At 70.1% G+C, this 20,043-nt stretch carries 16 protein-coding genes; 7 read left to right on the forward strand and 9 right to left on the reverse strand.

The window, feature by feature from the left end:
- Positions 1-1,728 (reverse strand): GMC family oxidoreductase (locus tag AB0C29_RS05405; RefSeq protein WP_360815498.1); only part of this gene is annotated, 1,728 nt, incomplete at its 3' end.
- 5 nt (positions 1,729-1,733) lie between these two features.
- Positions 1,734-2,771, reverse strand: a complete 1,038-nt coding sequence (locus tag AB0C29_RS05410; protein ID WP_360815500.1) for a zinc-binding dehydrogenase — start codon at positions 2,769-2,771, stop codon at positions 1,734-1,736.
- A gap of 49 nt (positions 2,772-2,820) precedes the next feature.
- Between AB0C29_RS05410 and AB0C29_RS05415 the strand changes: the two genes are divergently transcribed.
- Positions 2,821-3,810 carry a LacI family DNA-binding transcriptional regulator gene (locus AB0C29_RS05415; RefSeq protein WP_360815503.1) on the forward strand — a complete coding sequence of 330 codons (990 nt, stop codon included), beginning with the start codon at positions 2,821-2,823 and terminating at the stop codon, positions 3,808-3,810.
- Between the two features lie 369 nt (positions 3,811-4,179).
- Here AB0C29_RS05415 and AB0C29_RS05420 read toward each other — a convergent pair whose 3' ends face one another.
- Complete coding sequence (locus AB0C29_RS05420; RefSeq protein WP_360815506.1) at positions 4,180-5,244, reverse strand: LacI family DNA-binding transcriptional regulator; 1,065 nt, start codon at positions 5,242-5,244, stop codon at positions 4,180-4,182.
- A gap of 63 nt (positions 5,245-5,307) precedes the next feature.
- The gene (locus AB0C29_RS05425) at positions 5,308-6,141 is read right to left on the reverse strand and encodes a LuxR C-terminal-related transcriptional regulator (RefSeq protein ID WP_360815509.1); all 834 of its coding nucleotides are present in this window, start codon (positions 6,139-6,141) and stop codon (positions 5,308-5,310) included.
- Positions 6,142-6,225: 84 nt separating this feature from the next.
- Here AB0C29_RS05425 and AB0C29_RS05430 point away from each other — a divergent pair, with 84 nt between their 5' ends.
- Positions 6,226-7,842 (forward strand): AMP-binding protein, encoded by a 1,617-nt coding sequence (locus AB0C29_RS05430; RefSeq protein WP_360815512.1) that lies wholly within the window; start codon positions 6,226-6,228, stop codon positions 7,840-7,842.
- A 59-nt stretch (positions 7,843-7,901) separates the two neighbouring features.
- Here the strand turns inward: AB0C29_RS05430 and AB0C29_RS05435 are convergent, their stop codons facing one another.
- From AB0C29_RS05435 to AB0C29_RS05450, 4 genes are all read right to left on the reverse strand, one after another.
- The gene (locus AB0C29_RS05435; RefSeq protein ID WP_360815515.1) at positions 7,902-9,590 is read right to left on the reverse strand and encodes an AMP-binding protein; all 1,689 of its coding nucleotides are present in this window, start codon (positions 9,588-9,590) and stop codon (positions 7,902-7,904) included.
- Between the two features lie 81 nt (positions 9,591-9,671).
- The gene (locus AB0C29_RS05440; protein WP_360815518.1) at positions 9,672-11,174 is read right to left on the reverse strand and encodes an alpha/beta hydrolase; all 1,503 of its coding nucleotides are present in this window, start codon (positions 11,172-11,174) and stop codon (positions 9,672-9,674) included.
- A 39-nt stretch (positions 11,175-11,213) separates the two neighbouring features.
- A complete protein-coding gene (locus tag AB0C29_RS05445; protein ID WP_360815521.1) occupies positions 11,214-11,966 on the reverse strand; it encodes an ABC transporter permease in 753 nt (250 codons plus the stop codon).
- A complete protein-coding gene (locus tag AB0C29_RS05450; protein ID WP_360815524.1) occupies positions 11,963-12,706 on the reverse strand; it encodes an ATP-binding cassette domain-containing protein in 744 nt (247 codons plus the stop codon). The genes AB0C29_RS05445 and AB0C29_RS05450 overlap by 4 nt, the downstream gene beginning before the upstream one ends.
- 151 nt (positions 12,707-12,857) lie before the next feature.
- Between AB0C29_RS05450 and AB0C29_RS05455 the strand changes: the two genes are divergently transcribed.
- From AB0C29_RS05455 to AB0C29_RS05465, 3 genes are read left to right on the forward strand one after another with little or no spacing between them, the layout of a single operon-like run.
- Positions 12,858-13,955 carry a histidine kinase gene (locus AB0C29_RS05455; protein ID WP_360815527.1) on the forward strand — a complete coding sequence of 366 codons (1,098 nt, stop codon included), beginning with the start codon at positions 12,858-12,860 and terminating at the stop codon, positions 13,953-13,955.
- Entirely contained in the window at positions 13,946-14,590 is a 645-nt protein-coding gene (locus AB0C29_RS05460) for a response regulator transcription factor (protein ID WP_360815530.1), read from the forward strand. The genes AB0C29_RS05455 and AB0C29_RS05460 overlap by 10 nt, the downstream gene beginning before the upstream one ends.
- Positions 14,591-14,644: 54 nt before the next feature.
- The gene (locus AB0C29_RS05465; protein ID WP_360815533.1) at positions 14,645-15,568 is read left to right on the forward strand and encodes a hypothetical protein; all 924 of its coding nucleotides are present in this window, start codon (positions 14,645-14,647) and stop codon (positions 15,566-15,568) included.
- 91 nt (positions 15,569-15,659) lie between these two features.
- Here AB0C29_RS05465 and AB0C29_RS05470 read toward each other — a convergent pair whose 3' ends face one another.
- A complete protein-coding gene (locus AB0C29_RS05470) occupies positions 15,660-16,538 on the reverse strand; it encodes a CDP-alcohol phosphatidyltransferase family protein (protein ID WP_360815536.1) in 879 nt (292 codons plus the stop codon).
- Between the two features lie 132 nt (positions 16,539-16,670).
- Between AB0C29_RS05470 and AB0C29_RS05475 the strand changes: the two genes are divergently transcribed.
- On the forward strand, positions 16,671-18,812 hold the full coding sequence (locus AB0C29_RS05475) for a TRAP transporter fused permease subunit (protein WP_360815539.1): 2,142 nt from the start codon (positions 16,671-16,673) through the stop codon (positions 18,810-18,812).
- Complete coding sequence (locus AB0C29_RS05480; RefSeq protein WP_360815542.1) at positions 18,809-19,813, forward strand: TAXI family TRAP transporter solute-binding subunit; 1,005 nt, start codon at positions 18,809-18,811, stop codon at positions 19,811-19,813. The genes AB0C29_RS05475 and AB0C29_RS05480 overlap by 4 nt, the downstream gene beginning before the upstream one ends.
- Positions 19,814-20,043: the final 230 nt, after the last annotated feature.

The raw sequence follows: 20,043 nt of genomic DNA on the forward strand, positions 1-20,043 counted from the left end.
CGGCCCCCCCCCCGCGCCCCGCACCCCCCAAACACAACAACCCCCACCACCCCCCCCCCCCCCCGCCGCCCAACACCCCGGGGGGGGGGCGCCCGGCGTTATCCGCAGGGCCGCGGGGGCGTGGGCCGGGACCGCGGGGGAACGGGGCGCCACCGGCTCGACGCGTTCGTAAGCTGCGCCGAGAGCGGGCCGCGGATCCGCCTCACCCTTGTTGGGCCACAGCGACAGGGCCCGCTCGGCCAGCGCGGTGATGGTCAGCGACGGGTTCACCCCGAGGTTGGCCGGGATCACCGAACCGTCCACCACGTGCAGGCCGGGGTAGCCGTACACCCGCTGGTAGGGGTCGACCACGCCGGTCGCGGGGGAGTCGCCGATGGTCACGCCGCCGAGGATGTGCGCGGTCATCGGGATGTCGAAGACGTCACCCACCGAGCCGCCGGGATGACCACCGATCTTGGCGGCCATCCGGCGGACCGCCTCGTGACCGACGGGGATCCAGGTCGGGTTGACCGGGCCGTGGCCGGGCCCGGTGGTGAGCCGGCCGCGCTTGGTGCGCCGTACCGTCAAAGAGTTGTCCACGGTCTGCATGACCAGCGCGATGATGGTCCGGTCGCTCCAGCGTCGCTTCGACAGCGACCGCAGCAGCGTGCGCGGGTGCCGCAGCGCCTGGCCGAGGAAGCGGACCGGCCGCGGCACGCGGCCGCCGCCGTCCACCAGCAGGGTAGTGAGCAGGCCCATCGCGTTGCTGCCGGGCCCGTAGCGGACCGGCTCGATGTGGGTCTCGGCGTCCGGGTGGAAGCTCGAGGTGATCGCCACCCCGCGGGAGAAGGGCTTTTCCGGTACGGACACAGACTGCGCGCCGAGCAGCGCCTCGGAGTTGGTCCGGGTCAGCGCACCGAGCCGGTCGGAGAGTCCCGGCAGCACACCGGTGTCCCGCATGGCGTGCAGCAGCCGCTGGGTGCCGAGCGCCCCGGCCGACAGCACCACCTCCCGCGCGGTGAAGGTGCCCTGCGAGGTGGTCAGCTCCCAGCCGTCGCCGACGGGCCGCAGCGCCGAGACGGTGGTGTCCGGGTGCACGACCGCGCCGGCCCGCTCGGCGAGATAGAGGTAGTTGAGGTCGAGCCGGTTCTTGGCCCCGAGCCGGCACCCGATCATGCAGTCACCGCACTCGGTGCACCCGGTCCGGGAGGGCCCGGCCCCGCCGAAATAGGGATCCGGCACGGTCTGGCCGGGCTCACCGAAGAAAACCCCGACCGGGGTACGCCGGAAAGTGCCGCCGACTCCCATGTCCTGCGCGACGGCCTGGATGACCTCGTCGGACGGAGTCATCGACGGCTGCACCGTGACGCCCAGCATCCGGGAGGCCTGCGCGTAGTGCTGTTCCAGCTCGCGGGCCCAGTCGGTGATGCCGGCCCAGCGCGGATCGGCGAAGAACGCGGCCGGCGGCTGGTAGAGCGTGTTCGCGTAGACCAGCGAACCGCCGCCGACGCCCGCCGCGGAGAGCACGACGATGTCCTTGAGCAGGGTGATCCGCTGGATGCCGCGCAGGCCCAGCGCGGGTGCCCAGAGGAAGGCCCGCAGATCCCAGGACGTCCTGGGCAGCGTCTCGGGGGTGAAGCGCCGGCCGGCCTCGAGCACACCGACCCGGTAACCCTTCTCGGTCAGCCGCAACGCGGTGACACTCCCGCCGAACCCACTGCCCACGACGACGATGTCGTAGTCCGTCATGCCGCTCAGCTCACCACGTCGACGCCGATCGAACCAGACTTGACGAGCACCTTGATGTGCTCCCCGCTCTCGGCATCGGCGAAGGCCGCCGCGGCCTGACTCAACGGCCGGACCGCCGTCACGAAGTCAGCCGCGGTCACCACGCCGTCGCGCAGCAGCACCATCGCATCGGCGTAGTCCTCCGGCAGGTACGTCGCACTGCCCTGGATCCGCAACTGGCTGTCCTGCAACAACGCGAGCGGAATCGTCACCTCGCCGGCCGGCACACCGACCACCACGACAGTGCCACCCTTGTCGGCGATAGCCAGTGACTGCGTCATGGTCGACTGCTCGGCCACGCAGTCGAACACCACGTCGGCGCTCTCGCCGAGCGCTGCCCGTACCTGATCGGCAGCGTCCGCAGCCGTCGCGTCCACGGCGGCGTCCGCCCCGAAAGCCAGCGCCCGCTTGCGGCTGGCCGCCGACCGCGCCGTCACGACGATCCGCCGGGCGCCCTGCGCCCGCGCCACCTTCAAAGTCAGCAGACCGATGGTCCCCACCCCGAGAATCGCCACCGCCCGGTCGCGAACCCCGCCGGCCAGCCGGATCGCGTGCACGGGAGTGGAAAGCGGCTCGATCAGGGCCGCGGTGACATCGTCGAAGTCGTCGGGCACACCATGCAGGCGCCGCGCGTCGATGGTGAAAACGTCGGCCATCCCGCCCTGCTCGGACCCGCAGCCGAAGAACCCGAGCCGCTCGCACAGGTTCTGCCGCCCGGCCCGGCACTGCTTGCACTCCCAGCAGGGCAGGTCCGGCTCGACGGTGGCCCGCTGCCCGACCCGGACCGAGGTCACATCCGCGGCGACCGCGGTGACCACCCCGACCACCTCATGCCCGGGCGCGTACGGCGGATGAACGTTCGGATGCCGGCCCCGCAGGGCGTGCGTGTCGGAGCCGCAGACGCCGGCCACCACCATCCGCAGCTGTGCCTCACCCGGTCCCGGCTCCGGGACGGCCGCCTCGACGACCTGGACCCCGTCCGGCAGCACCACGACACGCATCATGGCTGGAGCATAGGACCTGGGTTTACGCTAAGCCGTGCGAGCAGCGACGATGGCCGACATCGCCCGGCGTGCCGGCGTGTCCCGGATCGCCGTCTCGTACGCGCTGAACGGCCGTCCCGGCGTCTCCGCGGACCTGCGCCAGCGCATCCTGGGCATCGCCCGCGAACTCGGCTACCGCGCGAACGGCCCGGCGCTGGCCCTGCACGGGGCGGCGGCCCACGCGATCGGGCTGGTGCTGCTCCGCTCGTCGGCGGCGCTGACCGTGGAGGTCTTCCGCCGCCAGCTGATCGCCGGCATCCAGGAGGAGCTGGCGGTACGCGGTTTCGTCCTGGCGTTGCAGCTGGTGGCGGACCTGGAGGAGGAAGCGCAGGTCCACCGCCGGTGGAGCGCCGAACGCCGGGTCGACGGCGTACTGATCTGCGACCCCCGGGTGGACGACCCCAGGTTGGCGGCGGTCCGCCGGCTGGGCCTGCCGGCGGCGCTGATCGCGAGCACACCGGACGACGGCATGCCCGGGGCGTGGTGCGACGACCGCGGATGGACGCTGGAGCTGGTGCAGCACCTGGCTGAGCTGGGCCACGTCCGGGTGGCCCGGGTCAGCGGGCCGGCGGAGATGGTGCACACGGCGATCCGGGACGAGGCGATGGCCCGGGCGTGCGCTGAGCGAGGGATGACGCTGACGATCGTGCGGGCTGATTACACCGGCCGGGCTGGGGCGCAGCGAACCCGGGAGCTGCTGGGCGGGCCGGAGCGGCCGACGGCGATCGTCTACGACAACGACGTTATGGCGGTGGCTGGGCTGGGGGTCGCGGGGGAGCTGGGGGTGGCGGTGCCGGGGGATCTGTCGGTTGTGGCTTGTGAGGATTCGCCGCTTTGTCAGGTGGTAGGGCCGCCTTTGACTGTTGTTCGGCGCGATATTGCGGCTTATGGGGGGTTGGCTGTGGCTCAGTTGTTTGCGGCTTTGGATGGGGATGTGCGGGCGCCGGTGCAGGCTGAGGGTGGGCGGCTTGAGGTGCGGCGGAGTACGGGGCCTGCCTGAAGGGCATTTGCTTCGCGTTCGCCCTGCGCTTACGTCCCTGCGCCTCAGCCCTTGCGTGTCGCGCCTTTCGCCTTCGGTCTTCCAAGTTCTGCATTGCGCGTTCCGCGCTGCGGTTTGCACCTTGAGCTCTTGCATCTCGCGCCTGCGCGTGTCCGCGTTCCGCCTTTGCGCGTCCGGGTTCTGCCTTTCGTGTTTTGCGCTGCGCGTTCGTCCCGTGCCTTGCGCCTTTCCCGCCGCGCGCGTTCGCGCTGCGCCTTGCGCGTCCCTCGTCCCGCGTTCCGCGTTCCGCCTCCCGTATCCGGCCTCCCGCGTTCCGCGTTCCGCCTCCCGTATCCGGCCTCCCGCGTTCCGCGTTCCGCTTCGCCGGACTCAATCAGCGGTGGCCGTACTCCTCTGGTCTTTGTTTTCCGTGACCGGCGGCGGCGGCGCCGTGCTTGCGCGGGCGACCAGGTGGGCCGGTTCGTCGAGCCGGCTGGTGACCTCGTCGCCCGCGATGACCGCCAGCAGCAGCCGGGCCGCGTTCTCGCCGTAGGCGACGATGTCGCGGGTGAGCGCGGTCAGCGGCGGATGCACGAGCCCACAGACCGGCGAATCGTCCCAGGCGACGATGGACAACTCGGCCGGCACGGCGAACCCCAGTTCCTGCGCGGTGGCGAGCCCGGCGATCGCCATGATGTCGTTGTCGTACACGATCGCCGTCGGCCGTGGCCGGGTGTGCAGCAGGTCGCGGGTGGCCTGGGCGCCGGCCTCGCCGGTGTAGTCGGTCCAGACCGGGGGCGCCTCGGCGATCCCCAGCCGTTCGCAGTTCTCGGCGAAGGCGCGGCTGCGGGCGCCGGTGTGCGCCAGCTCGGGGATCCCGGCGACCCGGGCGATCCGGCGGTGACCGAGCCCGGCCAGGTGCTCGACCGCCTCGGCCACCGAGACCGCGTCGTCGGACCAGAGACTCGGCAGCAGCTCACCGTCGGTAGGCGGCCCCACGACGACGGCGGGCAGCCCGATCTCCGCCACAGCCGGCACCCGTGGATCGTCCGCGCGGACGTCACAGAGCAGCACCCCGTCGACCCGGCCCTCGATCCACCACTGCCGGTAGACCTCGATCTCGGCCGCCGGGTCGTCGTCCGGGACCATCTGCAGAAGCAACGCGTACGAGCGGGTGGACAACTCGGCCTCGAGCCCGCTGACCAGCTCCATGAAGAACGGCTCGACACCCAGCGTGCTGGCCGGCCGCCGCAACGCGAGCCCGACGACCTTGGCGGGCGCCCCGGCGAGCGCCCGGGCGGCGGCGCTGGCCCGGAAACCCATCCGGTCGGCGATCGCGAGGATGCGGGCGCGGGTGTCCTCGGAGACGCCGGGCCGGTCGTTCAACGCGTAGGAGACGGCGCCCTTGGAGACCCCGGCCTCGCGGGCGATATCGGCGATCGTCGGTCTCTTCACTCTCCTGACCCTAGGCCTCCCCAGCCAGTCCTGTTGCCGCCATGGCCGTCCTGTTGCTGCCGTTCAAGGCAGGAAGCCGAGCCGCCGGGCCGTCACGACTGTCTCCATCCGGCCGTGCGTGCCCAGCTTGCGCATCGCGTTGCGCAGATAGCTCTTGACCGTCTCCGGCAGGAGCCCGAGCCGCCGGGCAGCTTCCGCGTTGCCGCAGCCCACCGCAACCATGGCCAGCACGTCGAGCTCCCGCGGCGACAACGGGTTGGGCGACCGCTCCGAGCCGCCGGACTGGGCGAGCAGCGCGCACACGTCCTGGAGCCGGGACCGCAGCGCAGGGTCGTCGACCTCTTGGGCGATCGTGCGGAGGTCGGCGTGCGCCTGGCGGACGTCCTCCCACTCCGGGGCCGTCGGCGCCGCCCGGGTCAGGGCCGCGGTCGTCTCCAGCTCGGCGATCCGGCGCTGCACTTCCCGGCGTACGGTCACCTCGGTGCCGATACGCGCCGCAACTTGGCTCATCGCGTCGAGCGCGCGGGTTCCCACCGACAGCGGCTCCCGCGTGCCGGCGTACAGCACCGCCAGGACGGAACCGCCCATCGCGACCGGCACCGCGGCGATCGCCCGCAATCCCTCGGCGGTGACCGGTTTGTCGTACTCGTGGCTGATCCGCGGGTCGGTGGCGTAGTCCTCGACCCGTCCCGGCCGCGCCATGCTGACGACCCGCCCGCCGAGACCGTTTCCGGCGCTGACCACCAGCCCGTGCAGCGCGCCGGTCACCGTGCCCGCGAAGTCGGTCAGCCGCATGGCCCGGCCGTCGGCAGCCACCGCCCCGCCGAACGCGACCGGCAGCCCGGTCACCCGCCGGACCCGGCCCAGCGCGGCGGACAGATCGGCTGTTTCGAGCACGTCACCAGCATGTCGCGGACCAGGCTCGCGGTCCACCCCTGAACGGGGGTGGCGCTGCCACGTGGACCGGCTCATGCTGCAGAAATGCTCTCCTACGCTTCCGGGACCTCCGACGTGCCGCTGCTCGGCGAGACGATCGGCGCGAACCTCGAACGCACGGTGGCGACCCACGGCGACCGCGAGGCGCTGGTGGATGTGGCCGCCGGCCGCCGCTGGACCTACACCGAGTTCGACGCCGCGGTGAACGAGGTCGCCCGTGGCCTGCTGGCCCGCGGCATCGACAAGGGCGACCGGGTGGGGATCTGGGCGCCGAACTGCGCGGAATGGGTCATCACGCAGTACGCGACCGCGAAGATCGGCGCGATCCTGGTGAACATCAACCCGGCCTACCGCACTCACGAACTGGCCTATGTGATCCGGCAGGCTGGCGTGCGCCTGCTGGTCAGCGCGGTCGCGTTCAAGACCAGTGACTACCGCGGCATGATCGCCGAGGTCGGCTTCACCGAGACGATCTTCATCGGCACCCCGGACTGGGACGACCTGATCGCCGCCGGCCAGGGCCGCTCGCTGGAGGAACGCGCCGCGTCGCTGGCCTTCGACGACCCGATCAACATCCAGTACACGTCTGGCACGACGGGCTTCCCGAAGGGCGCGACGCTGTCGCACCACAACATCCTCAACAACGGCTTCTTCGTCGGCGAGTTGGTCGGCTACACCGAGCAGGACCGGATCTGCATCCCGGTGCCGCTGTACCACTGCTTCGGGATGGTGATGGGCAACCTGGCGGCGACCTCGCACGGTGCCTGCATGGTGTTGCCGGCTCAGGGCTTCGACCCCGCGGCCTCTCTGCGAGCGGTCACCCAGGAGAAATGCACTTCTCTGTACGGCGTACCGACCATGTTCATCGCCGAACTGGGCCTGCCCGACTTCACCGCGTACGACCTGTCGTCGCTGCGTACCGGGATCATGGCGGGCTCGCCGTGCCCCGTGGAGGTGATGAAGCGGGTGGTGGCCGAGATGCACATGACCGAGGTGGCGATCTGTTACGGCATGACGGAGACCTCCCCGGTCTCGACGATGACCCGCCGCGACGACGGCCTGGACCGCCGTACGGAAACAGTGGGCCGCGTGATGCCGCACCTGGAGTCGAAGGTGGTCGACCCGGCGACGGGCCTGCCGACGCCACGCGGCGAGGCGGGGGAACTGTGCACTCGCGGCTACTCGGTGATGCTCGGCTACTGGGATCAGGCGGAGGCGACCGCGGAAGCGATCGACGAGGCCCGCTGGATGCACACGGGCGACCTGGCCACGATGGACGAGCACGGCTACGTGAACATCGTCGGCCGGATCAAGGACCTGGTGATCCGGGGCGGCGAGAACGTGTACCCGAGGGAGGTGGAGGAGTTCCTCTACTCCCATCCGGACGTGTCGGACGTGCAGGTGATCGGCGTCCCGGACCAGAGGTACGGCGAGGAACTGATGGCCTGGGTGGTGATGCGCCCGGGAGCAACGCCGCTGACCACTGAAGCGGTCCGCGACTTCTGCCAGGGAAAGCTCGCCCATTACAAAGTGCCGCGGTACGTGCATGTGGTGGACGGCTTCCCGATGACGGTGACCGGGAAAGTGCGAAAGGTGGAGATGCGAGAGCAGGCCGTGGAGATCCTGGACCTCCATGACGCCGCCGGCATTCGCAACGCCTGACTCCATTCGCACCTCACTCCGTTCCCCGTCGTCGCCGCATTTCGTCCGTGGCCACAGAGTCAGCCGCGGTCCAGATATTCGCCGTCGGGCGTTGCGTCCGCGGACGCATGCTTGGTGCGTTCGGCCTCGCGGAGCTGGACCCGCCGGATCTTGCCGGAGATCGTCTTCGGCAGCTCGGTGAACTCCATCCGTCGCACCCGCTGGTAGGGCGACAGGTGCGCGCGGCAATGCGCGAAGATCGCCTGGGCGGTCTCGTCGTTGGCCGCCCATCCCTCGGCCAGGACCACGTAGGCCTTCGGCACGTTGAGTCTCAGTGCGTCCGGTGACGGCACGATGGCGGCCTCCACGACCGCCTCGTGCTCGATCAGCACACTCTCCAGTTCGAAGGGCGAGATGCGGTAGTCCGACGCCTTGAACACGTCATCGGTGCGGCCGACGTAGGTGATGTAGCCGTCCGCGTCGCGGGAGCCGATGTCGCCCGTGTGGTAGTAGCCGTTCGCCATGGCCTGCGCCGTCAGCTCGGCGTCGCCGTGATAGCCGACCATCAGGCCCAGTGGGCGCGGCTCGAGGTGCAGGCAGATCTCGCCCTCGTCCGCATGTTCGCCCGTCAGCGGGTCGATCAGCGCCACCTGATAGCCGGGGACAGGGCGGCCCATCGAGCCCGGCCGTACCTTCTGGCCCGGGGTGTTCGCGATCTGGACCGTCGTCTCGGTCTGGCCGAAGCCGTCGCGGATCGTGACGCCCCAGGCCTTCCGGACCTGCTCGATGACCTCAGGGTTCAGCGGTTCCCCGGCACCGACCACCAGCCGTGGCGGGTTCTTCAGCGCGGTGAGGTCGGACTGGATCAGCATCCGCCACACCGTCGGCGGCGCGCAGAAGCTCGTCACCCCGCAGCGCTGCATCTCGCGCAGCAGACGCGGCCCGTCGAACCGCGTGTAGTTGTGGATGAACACGCACGCCTGCGCGTTCCACGGGGCGAACACGTTGCTCCACGCGTGTTTCGCCCAGCCCGGCGACGAGATGTTGAGGTGGACATCGCCGGGCTGCAGTCCGATCCAGTACATCGTGGACAGATGCCCCGCTGGGTACGACGCGTGCGTGTGCTCGACCAGCTTGGGACGCGCAGTCGTACCGGAGGTGAAGTAGAGCAGCAGTGTGTCGCTGGACTGCGTGACTCCGTCCGGCGTGAACTCGGTGGAGCCGGCGTAGGCGTCGGAGAAGTGATGCCAGCCGTCGGTGGGCGAGCCGACCGCGATGCGCGTGACCTCCGCACCGACGTCGGCGAACCGCTCGGCCGCCGAGGCGAGGGCAATGACGTGCTGCGCGCCGCCGCGGGTCACCCTGTCCCGGGCATCGGCCGCACCGAGCAGCGGCGTCGCCGGGATGATGACCGCGCCGAGCTTCATGACCGCGAGGATCGTGTCCCAGAGCTCCACCTGGTTGCCGAGCATCATCACGATGCGGTCGCCGCGGGCGACACCCCGCTCCCGCAGCCAGTTGGCGACCTGGTTGGAGCGGCCGGCCATCTCGGCGAAGGAGTAGCGCTGCTCCGAGCCGTCCTCCTCGACGATCCACAGGGCGGGGCTGTTGTTGCCCTCGGCGATCACGTCGAACCAGTCGAGTGCCCAGTTGAACGCGCCGAGCTGCGGCCAGCCGAACTGCGCCCACGCCTCGGCGTAGTCCTCGCGGTGCTCCAGCAGGAAATCCCGGGCCTCGCGGAACGCCGCCGTACCGTCAGTCGCCGCCATTTCTCCTCCTCAGGCTGATCTGGGTCAGACTGCCCCGCCGCCGGGGAGCCCGCCACCCCCACGCGGGGGTGGCGGACGTGGTCACTCAGAACAGGTCGTGTCGCCGGCAGGCAGGCGGCCGCTGGCCAGGTACGCGTCAACTGCCTCGTCGACGCAGCTCGCGCCCCGGAACAGATACACACCGTGGGTACGCGCCCCGGCCAGCACGATCATCCGCGAGCCGGTCAGCGCCCGGTGCAACGCTTGTGCGCCGGGTAGCTGGGAGTTGACGTCCTTCTCGGCCTGGACGATCAGCGCGGGCGTGCCGTTGTGTACGTCGATCGGCCGCTCCGCCGGCGCGTACGGCCAGAAGGAACAAGGCGTGATCGTGCGAGCGAGTGGCTCGAACAGCGGTGACGAGGCTCGGTGCCGCTGAATGTCACGCCAGTAGACCTCCGGGTCCCGCGCGACGGCGGCGTCACCGCAGAGGATCGCAGTCTGAGCGGTGTGCGTCGCCGATCCCACCCCGTCGACAAGGCTCGCGAGCGTCTCGCTCATGCCCTCGGTGGGCTCGACGGGCAGTCCGTCGGCTGCTCGCGCGAGGATCAGCACCACGGTCGCCAGCTCACCGTTCTCCGTATCGTCGGTGAGCGGCGTGACGATCAACGCCGGCAGCAGGGTGTCGTCCACCCGGTACGCGCCAACGGTCAGCGGGCGCCGGGCTGAGGCCGCATAGACCCGGCGCACGGTGCCGAGCACCGCCTCGACTGTCTTGCCCAGGTGATAGTCGGCGTCACGCGCGGCAGCCCAGGCAGCCCACTCCCGCAGCCCAGCCTCCCGTCCGGCAGCGGCATTCCGCAGCACACGCGTTCCGGACAACGCCGGATCAATAGCGCTGTCCAGGACCATCCGATCGGCTCGACGGGGGAACAGCTGGGTGTAGACCGCGCCGAGATAGGAGCCCTGCGAGTATCCAAGGTAGGAGAGCTTCGGCGCGCCGAGCGCGGCCCGGATCCGGTCCATGTCGCGAGCCATGTTGGCAGTGGACGCATGCCGGAGCAGCTTCCCCTCCGCGCTGCCGCAGCGCCCGGCGAGGTCACGGTCCAGGGCCACCATCGCATCGAATCCCGCCCGGTCGGCGCCGACTGAGCGGGGCAGCCAATAGGCGGGCCATCGGCAGTCGACAGGAGTGCTGCGACCGGCGAAACGAGGGTCCATGCCGATCAGGTCGAAGCGTTCGCCCGTCGCGCCCATCGCAGCCCGGGCAAGCGGAACGCTGTCCAGCACGGGCGACGCGGGGCCACCCAGGTTGATGATCATGGGACCGAGGTGGTGCGCGGTGTCGCTGCCCCGGCTGCGGGCGATCGCCACGGTGATGGTGCGGCCGTGCGGATCGGCATAGTCCAGCGGCACAGTCACGTCGCCGCACTCAATACCGGCATCGGCCAGGGCTTGTCCCTCAGCATCGTCCGGTCCGGCAGCACAGGGATGCCAGGAGAGTCTTGGACTGTCACCCGCGTTGATCCGAGATTCAGTGGGGAGCGCGGTCCCCGAGAGGCCGGCGGTCAGGGACAACGCGGTGATGATGGTGGCGACGGTCAGCATTTGTGGACTCCTGACGTGAGCAGGTGGTGGGGTGAGAGGTCAGGCATCGCTGCGGCGGAGGCGCCATGCGGCCACTGCGAGCAGACCGGCCGCGTAGAGCACGAAGACGGCGAATCCGGCCCAGGGGGACAACAGCGTCGAGTCTGGGCGTGTCGTGGTGATCGCCAGCCCGGCCGGGGAGGGCAGCCAGGGGTAGACGTCGTCGGCCAGCTCCGACGGCAGGAAGCCGGCCAGCATCTGCGGTCCGAACAGAATTCCGATGACCGCCGCGACACCGCCGGCCGTGCGACGCAGAATCGCGCCGAGGCCGAGCCCGATCACGGCGACCACCGTCAGATAGAGCGCTGCGCCGATGACCGCTCGTGCTACCCCGGGCTCGCCGAGTGAGACGTCGAGGTGCTCGGCCGACAGCACCGACTGGCCGGTCAGGAAAGCGCCGAACACGGCCGGCAGACACAGCGTGAAGATCGCGACTGCGAGGACCGCTGCCTTGCCCCAGAGCACCCGGCTGCGCCTCGGAACGGCCGCGAAGGTGGTGCGGATCAGGCCGCTCGTGTATTCGTTCGTGATCACCAGGACCCCGAGGACTCCCACGGCGAGCTGGGCCACCTGGACTCCGGACAGGCTCACGCTCACCGCGTCGAAACCCGCGGGATCGGCCGGTGGGCGGGTGACGCGGACCATCGCGTACAGGATGCCGAAGCCGATGATCAGGGCAAGGGCGCTGAGCAGGGACCAGGCGGTGGAGGAGACCGAGCGGAACTTGGTCAGCTCGGCGCGCATGACGCTCATCGGTGGTTCCCATTCTGGGTTGAGGAGGGGAATTCGACGGTCGACCTGGTGAGGTCGACGAACGCGTCCTCGAGTGAGCTGTGACCCGAATCGGCCACGAGGCTCGCCAGACTCGTGTCGGCGACCAGTCGTCCCTTGCCGATCACCACCACGTGATCCGCGGTCAGCGCCATCTCGGTCATGAGGTGGGACGAGACGAACACCGTGCGCCCCCGCGCGGCGAGGTCGCGCAGCAGGCCGCGGACCCAGCGGATGCCCTCGGTGTCCAGGCCGTTCAGCGGCTCGTCGAGGATGAGCGTGTGCGGGTCGCCCAGAAGCGCGGTCGCGATGCCGAGCCGCTGCTCCATGCCGAGGGAGAACCGGCCGGCGCGGCGCTTGGCGATGTCGGCCAGACCGACCGTCTCGATCACGTCCAGCACCCGCGCTCGCGGCAGGCCGTTGGACTGCGCCAGGGCGAGCAGGTGGTGGTACGGGCTGCGCGCCGGATGCACAGCTCGCGCGTCCAGCAGCGCCCCGACCTCCCGCAGCGGCGTGCGATGGGCCGCGTACGGCTTGCCGTTGACCGTCACCGAGCCGCGGGTCGGCCGGTCCAGCCCCAGCATCATGCGCATCGTCGTGGACTTGCCGGCGCCGTTGGGCCCCAGGAAGCCTGTGACGACGCCCGGCCGCACCGTGAAGGTCAGGTCCTCCACCGCACACTTGGCGCCGTACCGCTTGGTCAGGCCCTTTGCCTCGATCATGATGGCTCCTTCCGTGGTCGCCTCCCAGGTTTCCGGCACGACGGTTCGGCGTCAGTGGGGTGCGCGCGCTGCCGAGGGTGGGGTTTTCCTCACCCCACGCCCGCGGTTTTCCGGATGGTCAGGCCGGTCCCCGATCCCTACCGTCGACGGCGTGGACATCCGCTTCTTCCCGACGGACCGCGTGACGACCGGGCGATCGATCTGCCATCTCCTGGCCGGCGCCGCGTTGTCGATGCTGGCTGCCGGTCTGTTCGGGCTGCTGGTGACCCTGTGGGGGGCCGCGCTGCTCAGCCTCGTCACCGGGCCGGCCGGCGGCGCGTTCCTCGTCGTCCTCTACGTCGTCGCCGTGCTGGCCTTACCGCTGGTCTTCGCCTGGTTCGTGCACGAGGTCGCCGTGCTGCACCGGTTGCGGTTCCGCCGACTCCTGGAGATCACCATCGCCGAGCCGGCCTGGACGCTGCGCAGCACGGGACGCCAGCTGATGTATCACGCCTGGGCTTTGCTGATCGCGGTCCCGGCGACCGTGCTGATCATTGCTCCGCCGGCGGCCCGGCGCTTCGTGCGCCACGATCGGCAGACCGCCGACCGCCTGCTCGGGCCCACCAACGTCGAGATCCTCAAGCAGCGGGTGGACTGGCTGCGCAGCAGCCGGGCGGCGATCGTCCTCGCCACCGACGAGGAACGCCGGCGTATCGAACGCGATCTGCACGACGGCGCCCAGCAGCGGTTGCTGTCCCTGGCGCTGAATCTCGGCATGGCCCGGGAGGCGATCACGGCGCCCTCACCCGAGGCCGATGCGATCGTGGCGGCGCACGACGAGGCGCTCACGGCGCTCAGCGAGCTCCGGCAGTTCGTGCGGGGCCTGCACCCGGCTGTGCTCAATGACCGTGGACTGGACGCCGCCATCTCCGGACTGGCCGCCCGGGCCAAGATCCCGATCCACGTCTCCGTGCAGGTGCAGCCGCGCTGCCCGGCGTCGATCGAGGCGGTCGCCTACTTCGTCGTCTCGGAGGCCCTGACGAACGTGGCCAAGCACTCCTCAGCACTGACCGCCTCCGTGACATTGACTCGCCTAGGGAGCGAATTGCATATCGAGGTTGCCGACGAGGGCCGCGGTGGCGCCACCGCGAAGCCCGGTGGTGGGATAGCGGGGCTCATCCAACGAACCGCGTCCGTCGACGGGCGGCTCTCCTTGAGCAGCCCGGTCGGTGGGCCGACCGTCCTCGAGGTGGTTCTGCCGTGCGGCTGATCCTTGCGGAGGATTCGGTGCTGCTGCGCGCCGGCCTGACGAAATTGCTCAGCGACGGTGGCTTCGACGTTTTGGCCGCCGTGGGCGACGGCGAGGAACTCCTGCGGGCGGTTGCCGAGCACGAGCCCGAGGTGGTCGTCGTCGACGTCCGGATGCCGCCGACCCATACCGATGAGGGCATCCGCGCAGCTCTGACGATCCGCCACCGATATCCGAAGATCGCCATTCTGGTGCTGTCGCAGTACGTCGAGGAGCGGTACGCCAACGATCTGCTGTCGGCGGCCACGAGTTCGGTCGGTTACCTGCTCAAGGACAGGGTTGCCCGGGTGCGTGACTTCCTTGACGCGCTGCGCCGGATCGCCGAGGGCGGCACGGCCCTGGACCCGGAGGTGGTCGCTCAGCTCATGGTGCGCCGCCGGCCGGACTTCCGGGAGCGGCTCACGCCGCGCGAGCTGGAGGTGTTGCGGTTGATGGCCGAGGGGCGTTCCAACAACGGCATCGTCGACTCGCTGGGTGTCAGTCACAGCGCGGTCGAGAAGTACGTGAGCAACATCTTCGCGAAGCTCGACCTGCCGCCGACCGATACCGACCACCGCCGCGTCCTGGCGGTGCTCAAGTACCTCGGTGATGGCTAGGATCCGCCGATGATCACACTCATCGGCCGGGCCGCCACCGACGACTGGGACGCGGTGGACGAGCTGGAGCAGATCGCCAAGGCCGACCCGGCGGCCCTGCGTCCGCATCTGCGGGAGCTGTTGGATCGCGGACTGCTCTGGCCCTCTGTTCTGTTCGCGGCGGCGGATGAGGAGACGGTGCAAGAGGTCATCACGCGGATCGACCGTGGTGACGAGCGCCTCGGCCACCTACTGCTGATTTTGTCCGAGGTCCGCAGCGCGCCGGCCGCGGCCGCGTTCCGGCGGTGGCAGGATAGTCCACCGCCGGGGATGGAGCGGTTGCACATCGACGCCTTGGCGTACGCGCGCCAGGGCGGCTGGGACCTCCGCCCGGACGGTACGAACCACGAGCTTTACGGCCCGGTCGCCTATGAACTCCACATGGTGGACACACCGGAGGCTGATGGCGAAAAGGCAGGGGCGGAGACAGAGGCCGACGGCGACCTGGTCTGTCCGTGGTGTGCGTCGCAGATCTGGACAGTCGTTGACCTTGATACGGCGGATCCGGACGTCGCCCGGGCGCTTGCGCACACCGGCTGGTCGGGCCGGCTGCGCGTCACCACCTGCTTCCTCTGCACCAACTACACGACGCTGTTCACCGACGTCACCACTGACGGCGGCGCGGTCTGGTCGGGTTGCAACGAGCGCCCCGACTATCTCCGCACCTCCGCGGAAGAGCCGCCGCCGATGCTCCCCGAGCTGGGCCCGATCCGCGCGAGTCCGCGGCTGGCCAGCGCCTGGGGTGAGGGTGGCTCGACGCTCGGTGGCGCCCCGGACTGGATCCAGGACGCGGAGTATCCGCAGTGCCCGTGCTGCGCCATGACCATGGACTACGTCGGCCTGGTGGGCGGCGCCGACCTGGGCTGGGGAGAGGGGGCGGACTACATCTTCCTGCACGCCAGCTGCCGCATCGCAGCTGTCACCTACCAACAGAGCTGACTCTCCAGGCGACAGGTAGGGGAAACGCCGCGGCGCCTAACGCGACGACGCTGCGGCGCGACGACGCTGCGGCGCGACGACGCCGCAGCGCCTAACGCGACGACGTGGTCTCGCTGAGCTCGAGTTCCTCATCCCGGCTCTCCGGCCGGACCGGCGGCTGCCTGAGCAGCTTCGCCGTCGCCTCAGCCTTGGCCAACGCCACCGGGAAACTCCGAGTGGCCCGCCAGAGCTTCACGATCAACAGCAACTCGAAGCCCACCAGCAGCGTCCCGGCCACCACCGACGTGGCGATGACCTGACCGGTCAGCGGGCCGATGATGAACACGGTCATCTCGAACTCGATGCCGCTGAACAGGTGAGTCCGGATCCGGCGTTGCAGCAGCGCCTCCCGGAAGCGGGCACGTGGCCCCTGCGGCGGGATCGGCGTACCCGTGATCGGCTCCTGCGGCATCGGGCCGCGGGCCTCTTCCAGCATGTCCCGCATGCTCTGCCGGGTCTTCGCCATCTGCTGTGAGTTCAGGTAACGGAACAGGTCCAGGAACGTCACCACGACCAGCGTCCACAGGAACGCCACGTGGCCGGTTCGTGCGTACTGGCCGCCGAACAGGGCCGCCGCGCACATGAAGACCCGGAGGCGGTCGAACATGAAGTCGAACCAGGCTCCGAACAGGGATCCCGTTCCGTTCAGCCGAGCCACCTTGCCGTCCATGCAGTCGACCACGAAGCTCAGGTGGAACAGCACGGCACCGGCGATCAGCCACCAGCGGTCCTGGGCCAGGAAGCAGGCCGCCGACCCCACTCCCAGCAGCATCGCCACCACGGTCAGCAGGTTCGGGGTGATCCACCGGTAGGGCGCGACCAGGCGGACCAGCCTGGCCGCGAGCGGATCGACGAGCAGGACGGTCCACCACGCGTCACGGACCTTGTAGGTCTGTTCGCGGATGTCCTGCAGAGAAGAGCGACGCACCATAACCGGTATCAACGGTCCGGGCCCGGAGCGGAAACTACTTTTGCCCGATTTGTGACGAGACGGTGTCCTAGGTTATCCACAGTCACGTCAATGACAGGTTACAAGCCGCACGGTGCATAGTACGGTCCGTTCATGGTCGACGGTCGATATCGGACCGGCCGGACGGCAGCCGATGACGGCCCCGACGGTCCGCCTTCCGCGGTGGCCGCGGACCGGCCTCCGGACAGCCCGCTCGCCGATCCGGCGGCCGTCCACTTCGACGACGAGGAGCGTCCCGCCCGGGCCCTGACCGGTCGCATCGGCATCGCCGTCGCGGTTGTCGCCTTCGCCGCCGCGCTGCTTGTGCTCTGGCAGGTGTTCCGGCCGCTCGCCCAGGGCAGCCAGTTCTATCTGATCATCTTCCTCGCCGGCACCCTGCCACTCGTCTTCCTCGTCTACCGCTCCGGCTTCCCGCCCAGAAAGACAGACCAGCCCGATCTCAGTGCGTACCAGCGAGATCTCAAGGCAGACCAGCCCGACCTCAAGACGACCAAGCCAAAACGCCGCGACCTACCGTCTCCCCTCGACTGGGCCCTCGCCGTCGTCACCCTCCTGGTCTGCCTTTACCCGGTGAACCCCTTCGCCGGCGGCTACAACGAGTTCCTCAACCGCCAAGGCCTCCTGGAAACCCCCGACGTCATCGCCGGCGCCGTCATGCTCGTGCTCGTCGTTGAGGCGTGCCGCCGTACCACCGGGCTTGCCCTGCCGATTGTCTGCCTGGCTTTCCTGGCCTACGGCTACTACGGCGGCCTGCTCCCGCAGAACTGGTCCATCGCGCACTCCGGGCTGGACTTCGCCCAGATCGTCGACGCGCTCTACAACTCCGGCAGCGGCTTCTACGGCACCCCGCTCGACGTGGCCGCCACCTACATCGTGCTGTTCACCATTTACGGTGCCGTGCTTGATCTGTCCGGGGCGAGCCGCTTCTTCGTCGACCTGTCCGTCGCGGCCTTCCGTAAGTCGCGCAGCGCCGCCGGGCGTACGGCTGTTGCCGCCGGCTTCCTGCTCGGCACCGTATCCGGGTCCGGCACCGCGACCGCCGTCAGTGTCGGCGCCGTCACCTGGCCGATGTTGCGCCGGGCCGGCTATCCGGCCGAGCAGGCCGGCGGCATGCTGGCCGCCGCGGGTGTCGGGGCGATCCTCTCCCCGCCGACCCTGGGCGCCGCCGCGTTCATCGTGGCCGAGTACCTCGACGTCTCCTACCTGACCGTGCTCGGCTGGGCGATGATCCCGACCGTCCTCTACTACCTGGGCATTCTGCTCGCGGTCGAGATCGACGTGCGGCGCTTCCAGGTACGGCCGATCGACGCTCCCGCAACCAGCGCGTGGCGGCTGCTGGGCCGCTTCGGCTACCACTTCTCGTCGCTCGTGCTCATCGTTCTCCTGCTCGCCGTCGGGCAGAGCGCCACCCGCGCCGTGGTCTATGCGACCTTGCTGGCCGCGGTGCTCTCCTTCCTGGACCGGCGTGCCTGGCTCACCCCGCGACGGCTCTTCGCCGCGCTGTCGGCCGGCGTCCGCGGTGTGCTGCCGGTCGTCGCGGTCTGCGCCGCCGCCGGCATCATCACGGCGACCACCACCAAGACCGGACTCGGCGCCCAGCTCGCGTCCCTGCTGATCGACGGCGCCCGCGCGGTCAGCGACAACCAGACCGTGGTGCTCGCCCTGACGGTTGTGCTGGCGGCGATCGCGCTGGCGGTTCTCGGTCTGGCCGTGCCGGTCACGGCCAGCTTCATCATCGGCTGGGTGATCATCGGGCCGGCCCTGCTCGGGCTCGGTGTCTCGGCGCCCGCCGCCGCGATGTTCGTCTTCTACTACTCCGTGCTCTCCGAGGTCACCCCGCCGACGGCCCTCGCGGCGGTCGGCGCCAGCGCGATCACCGGCGGCCGCACCGTGCCCACGATGTGGCAGGCACTGAAGTACGCGTTGCCCGCCTTCCTGGCCCCGATCGCCTTTGTGCTCACCGATCCCGGCGAATACCTGCTGGCCCGCGGGCCCGTCACCGGCGTCGTCTGGGCCACGGTCGTCGCCGCCTTCGCGGTCGTCGGCCTGGCCGTCGCCACCGGTGGCTGGGTGCCCGGCATCGGGGCGGCCGGGCCGGCCAGCCGTGTCCTTGGCGGACTCGCCGGCCTGCTCCTGCTCTACCTGGCGCCGCTGACCATCGCGGCCGGCGCCGTCGCGCTCGCACTGGCTGCGGGGATCGCCATCATCCATCGAACGGGGAGGACCACGTTATGAGGAAGGCATTCGCACTGGCCGCGGCCGGCACGCTCACCGCGGCCGCGCTCACCGGCTGCGGCGGCAAGCAGGACGCGGCCACGGTCGACGCCGGCGGCGACGTGACCTGCAATGTCGCCAACGACACCCGGATCGGCATCGCGACCGGCAACGCGACCGGCGTCTACTTCGCCCTCGGCAACGCCTACGCCGAGCAGATCGCCGCGACGGGCGGCAAGGTCAAGGCGACGGCGGCGGAGACCGGCGCCTCGGTGCAGAACATCCAGCAGCTCGTCGCGGGTGAGTTCGACGTCGCGTTCTCGCTGGCCGACAGCGCGGCCGACGCGGTCAACGGCACCAACAGTTTCACCTCGAAGCAGCCGATCCAGGCGCTGGCCCGCATCCACACCAACTACACCCAGGTGATCGTGCGCAAGGCCGCGGGTATCAAGGACGTGGCGGGCATGAAGGGCAAGCGGGTCTCGACCGGCTCGCCCAAGTCCGGCACGGAGGTCATCGCCAAGCGGGTGCTGACCGCGGCGGGCCTCAACCCGGACAAGGACGTCCAGGCCCAGCGGCTGGACCTGGTCAAGACCGTCGACGGCATGAAGGACGGCTCGATCGACGCGCTGTTGTGGTCCGGTGGCCTGCCCACCCCGGGCATCACCGACCTGCTGACCACGTCGGCGGACCAGGTCGAGTTCCTGGACATCACCGGACTGCTGCCGGAGCTCCAGAAGATCAACCCGGTCTACGAGACGGGAACGATCCCGGCGGCCGCCTACAAGACCGCGGCGGACGTGCCGACCATCGTCGTGCCGAACTTCCTGCTGGTCCGGGAGAACCTCGACGCCAACGTGGCCTGCGTGCTGACGAAGACGCTCTTCGACCGCAAGCCGCAGCTCGAGCAGGCGAACGCGGCGGCCAAGCAGATCACGCTGGAGCAGGCCCGCAAGACCGACCCGGTGGTCCTGCACCGCGGCGCGGTCACGGCCCTGGACGGGCTCAACGCGCCGAAGTAGGACGGCAGAGCGAAAACCGAAGATCAAGAGCTGGATCTCGTGCGTGGGTGCATGGCGCTGACCGTCGCTCATTGCTGGACCATGGATGCCGTCCGGCCCGTCAGGGCCGGGCGGCATCTGGATTGTCAGGCTCACTGCCCATCGTTGCTGCCCCCGGGTGAGGGCTTGCGTGAGTGTTCGCGGGGGTCTGGCGGTCCGGGGACGTCCCGACTGGCGACAGGGCTACTGCG

The sequence above is a fragment of the Actinoplanes sp. NPDC048791 genome (assembly GCF_040650095.1).
GTDB lineage: Bacteria > Actinomycetota > Actinomycetes > Mycobacteriales > Micromonosporaceae > Actinoplanes.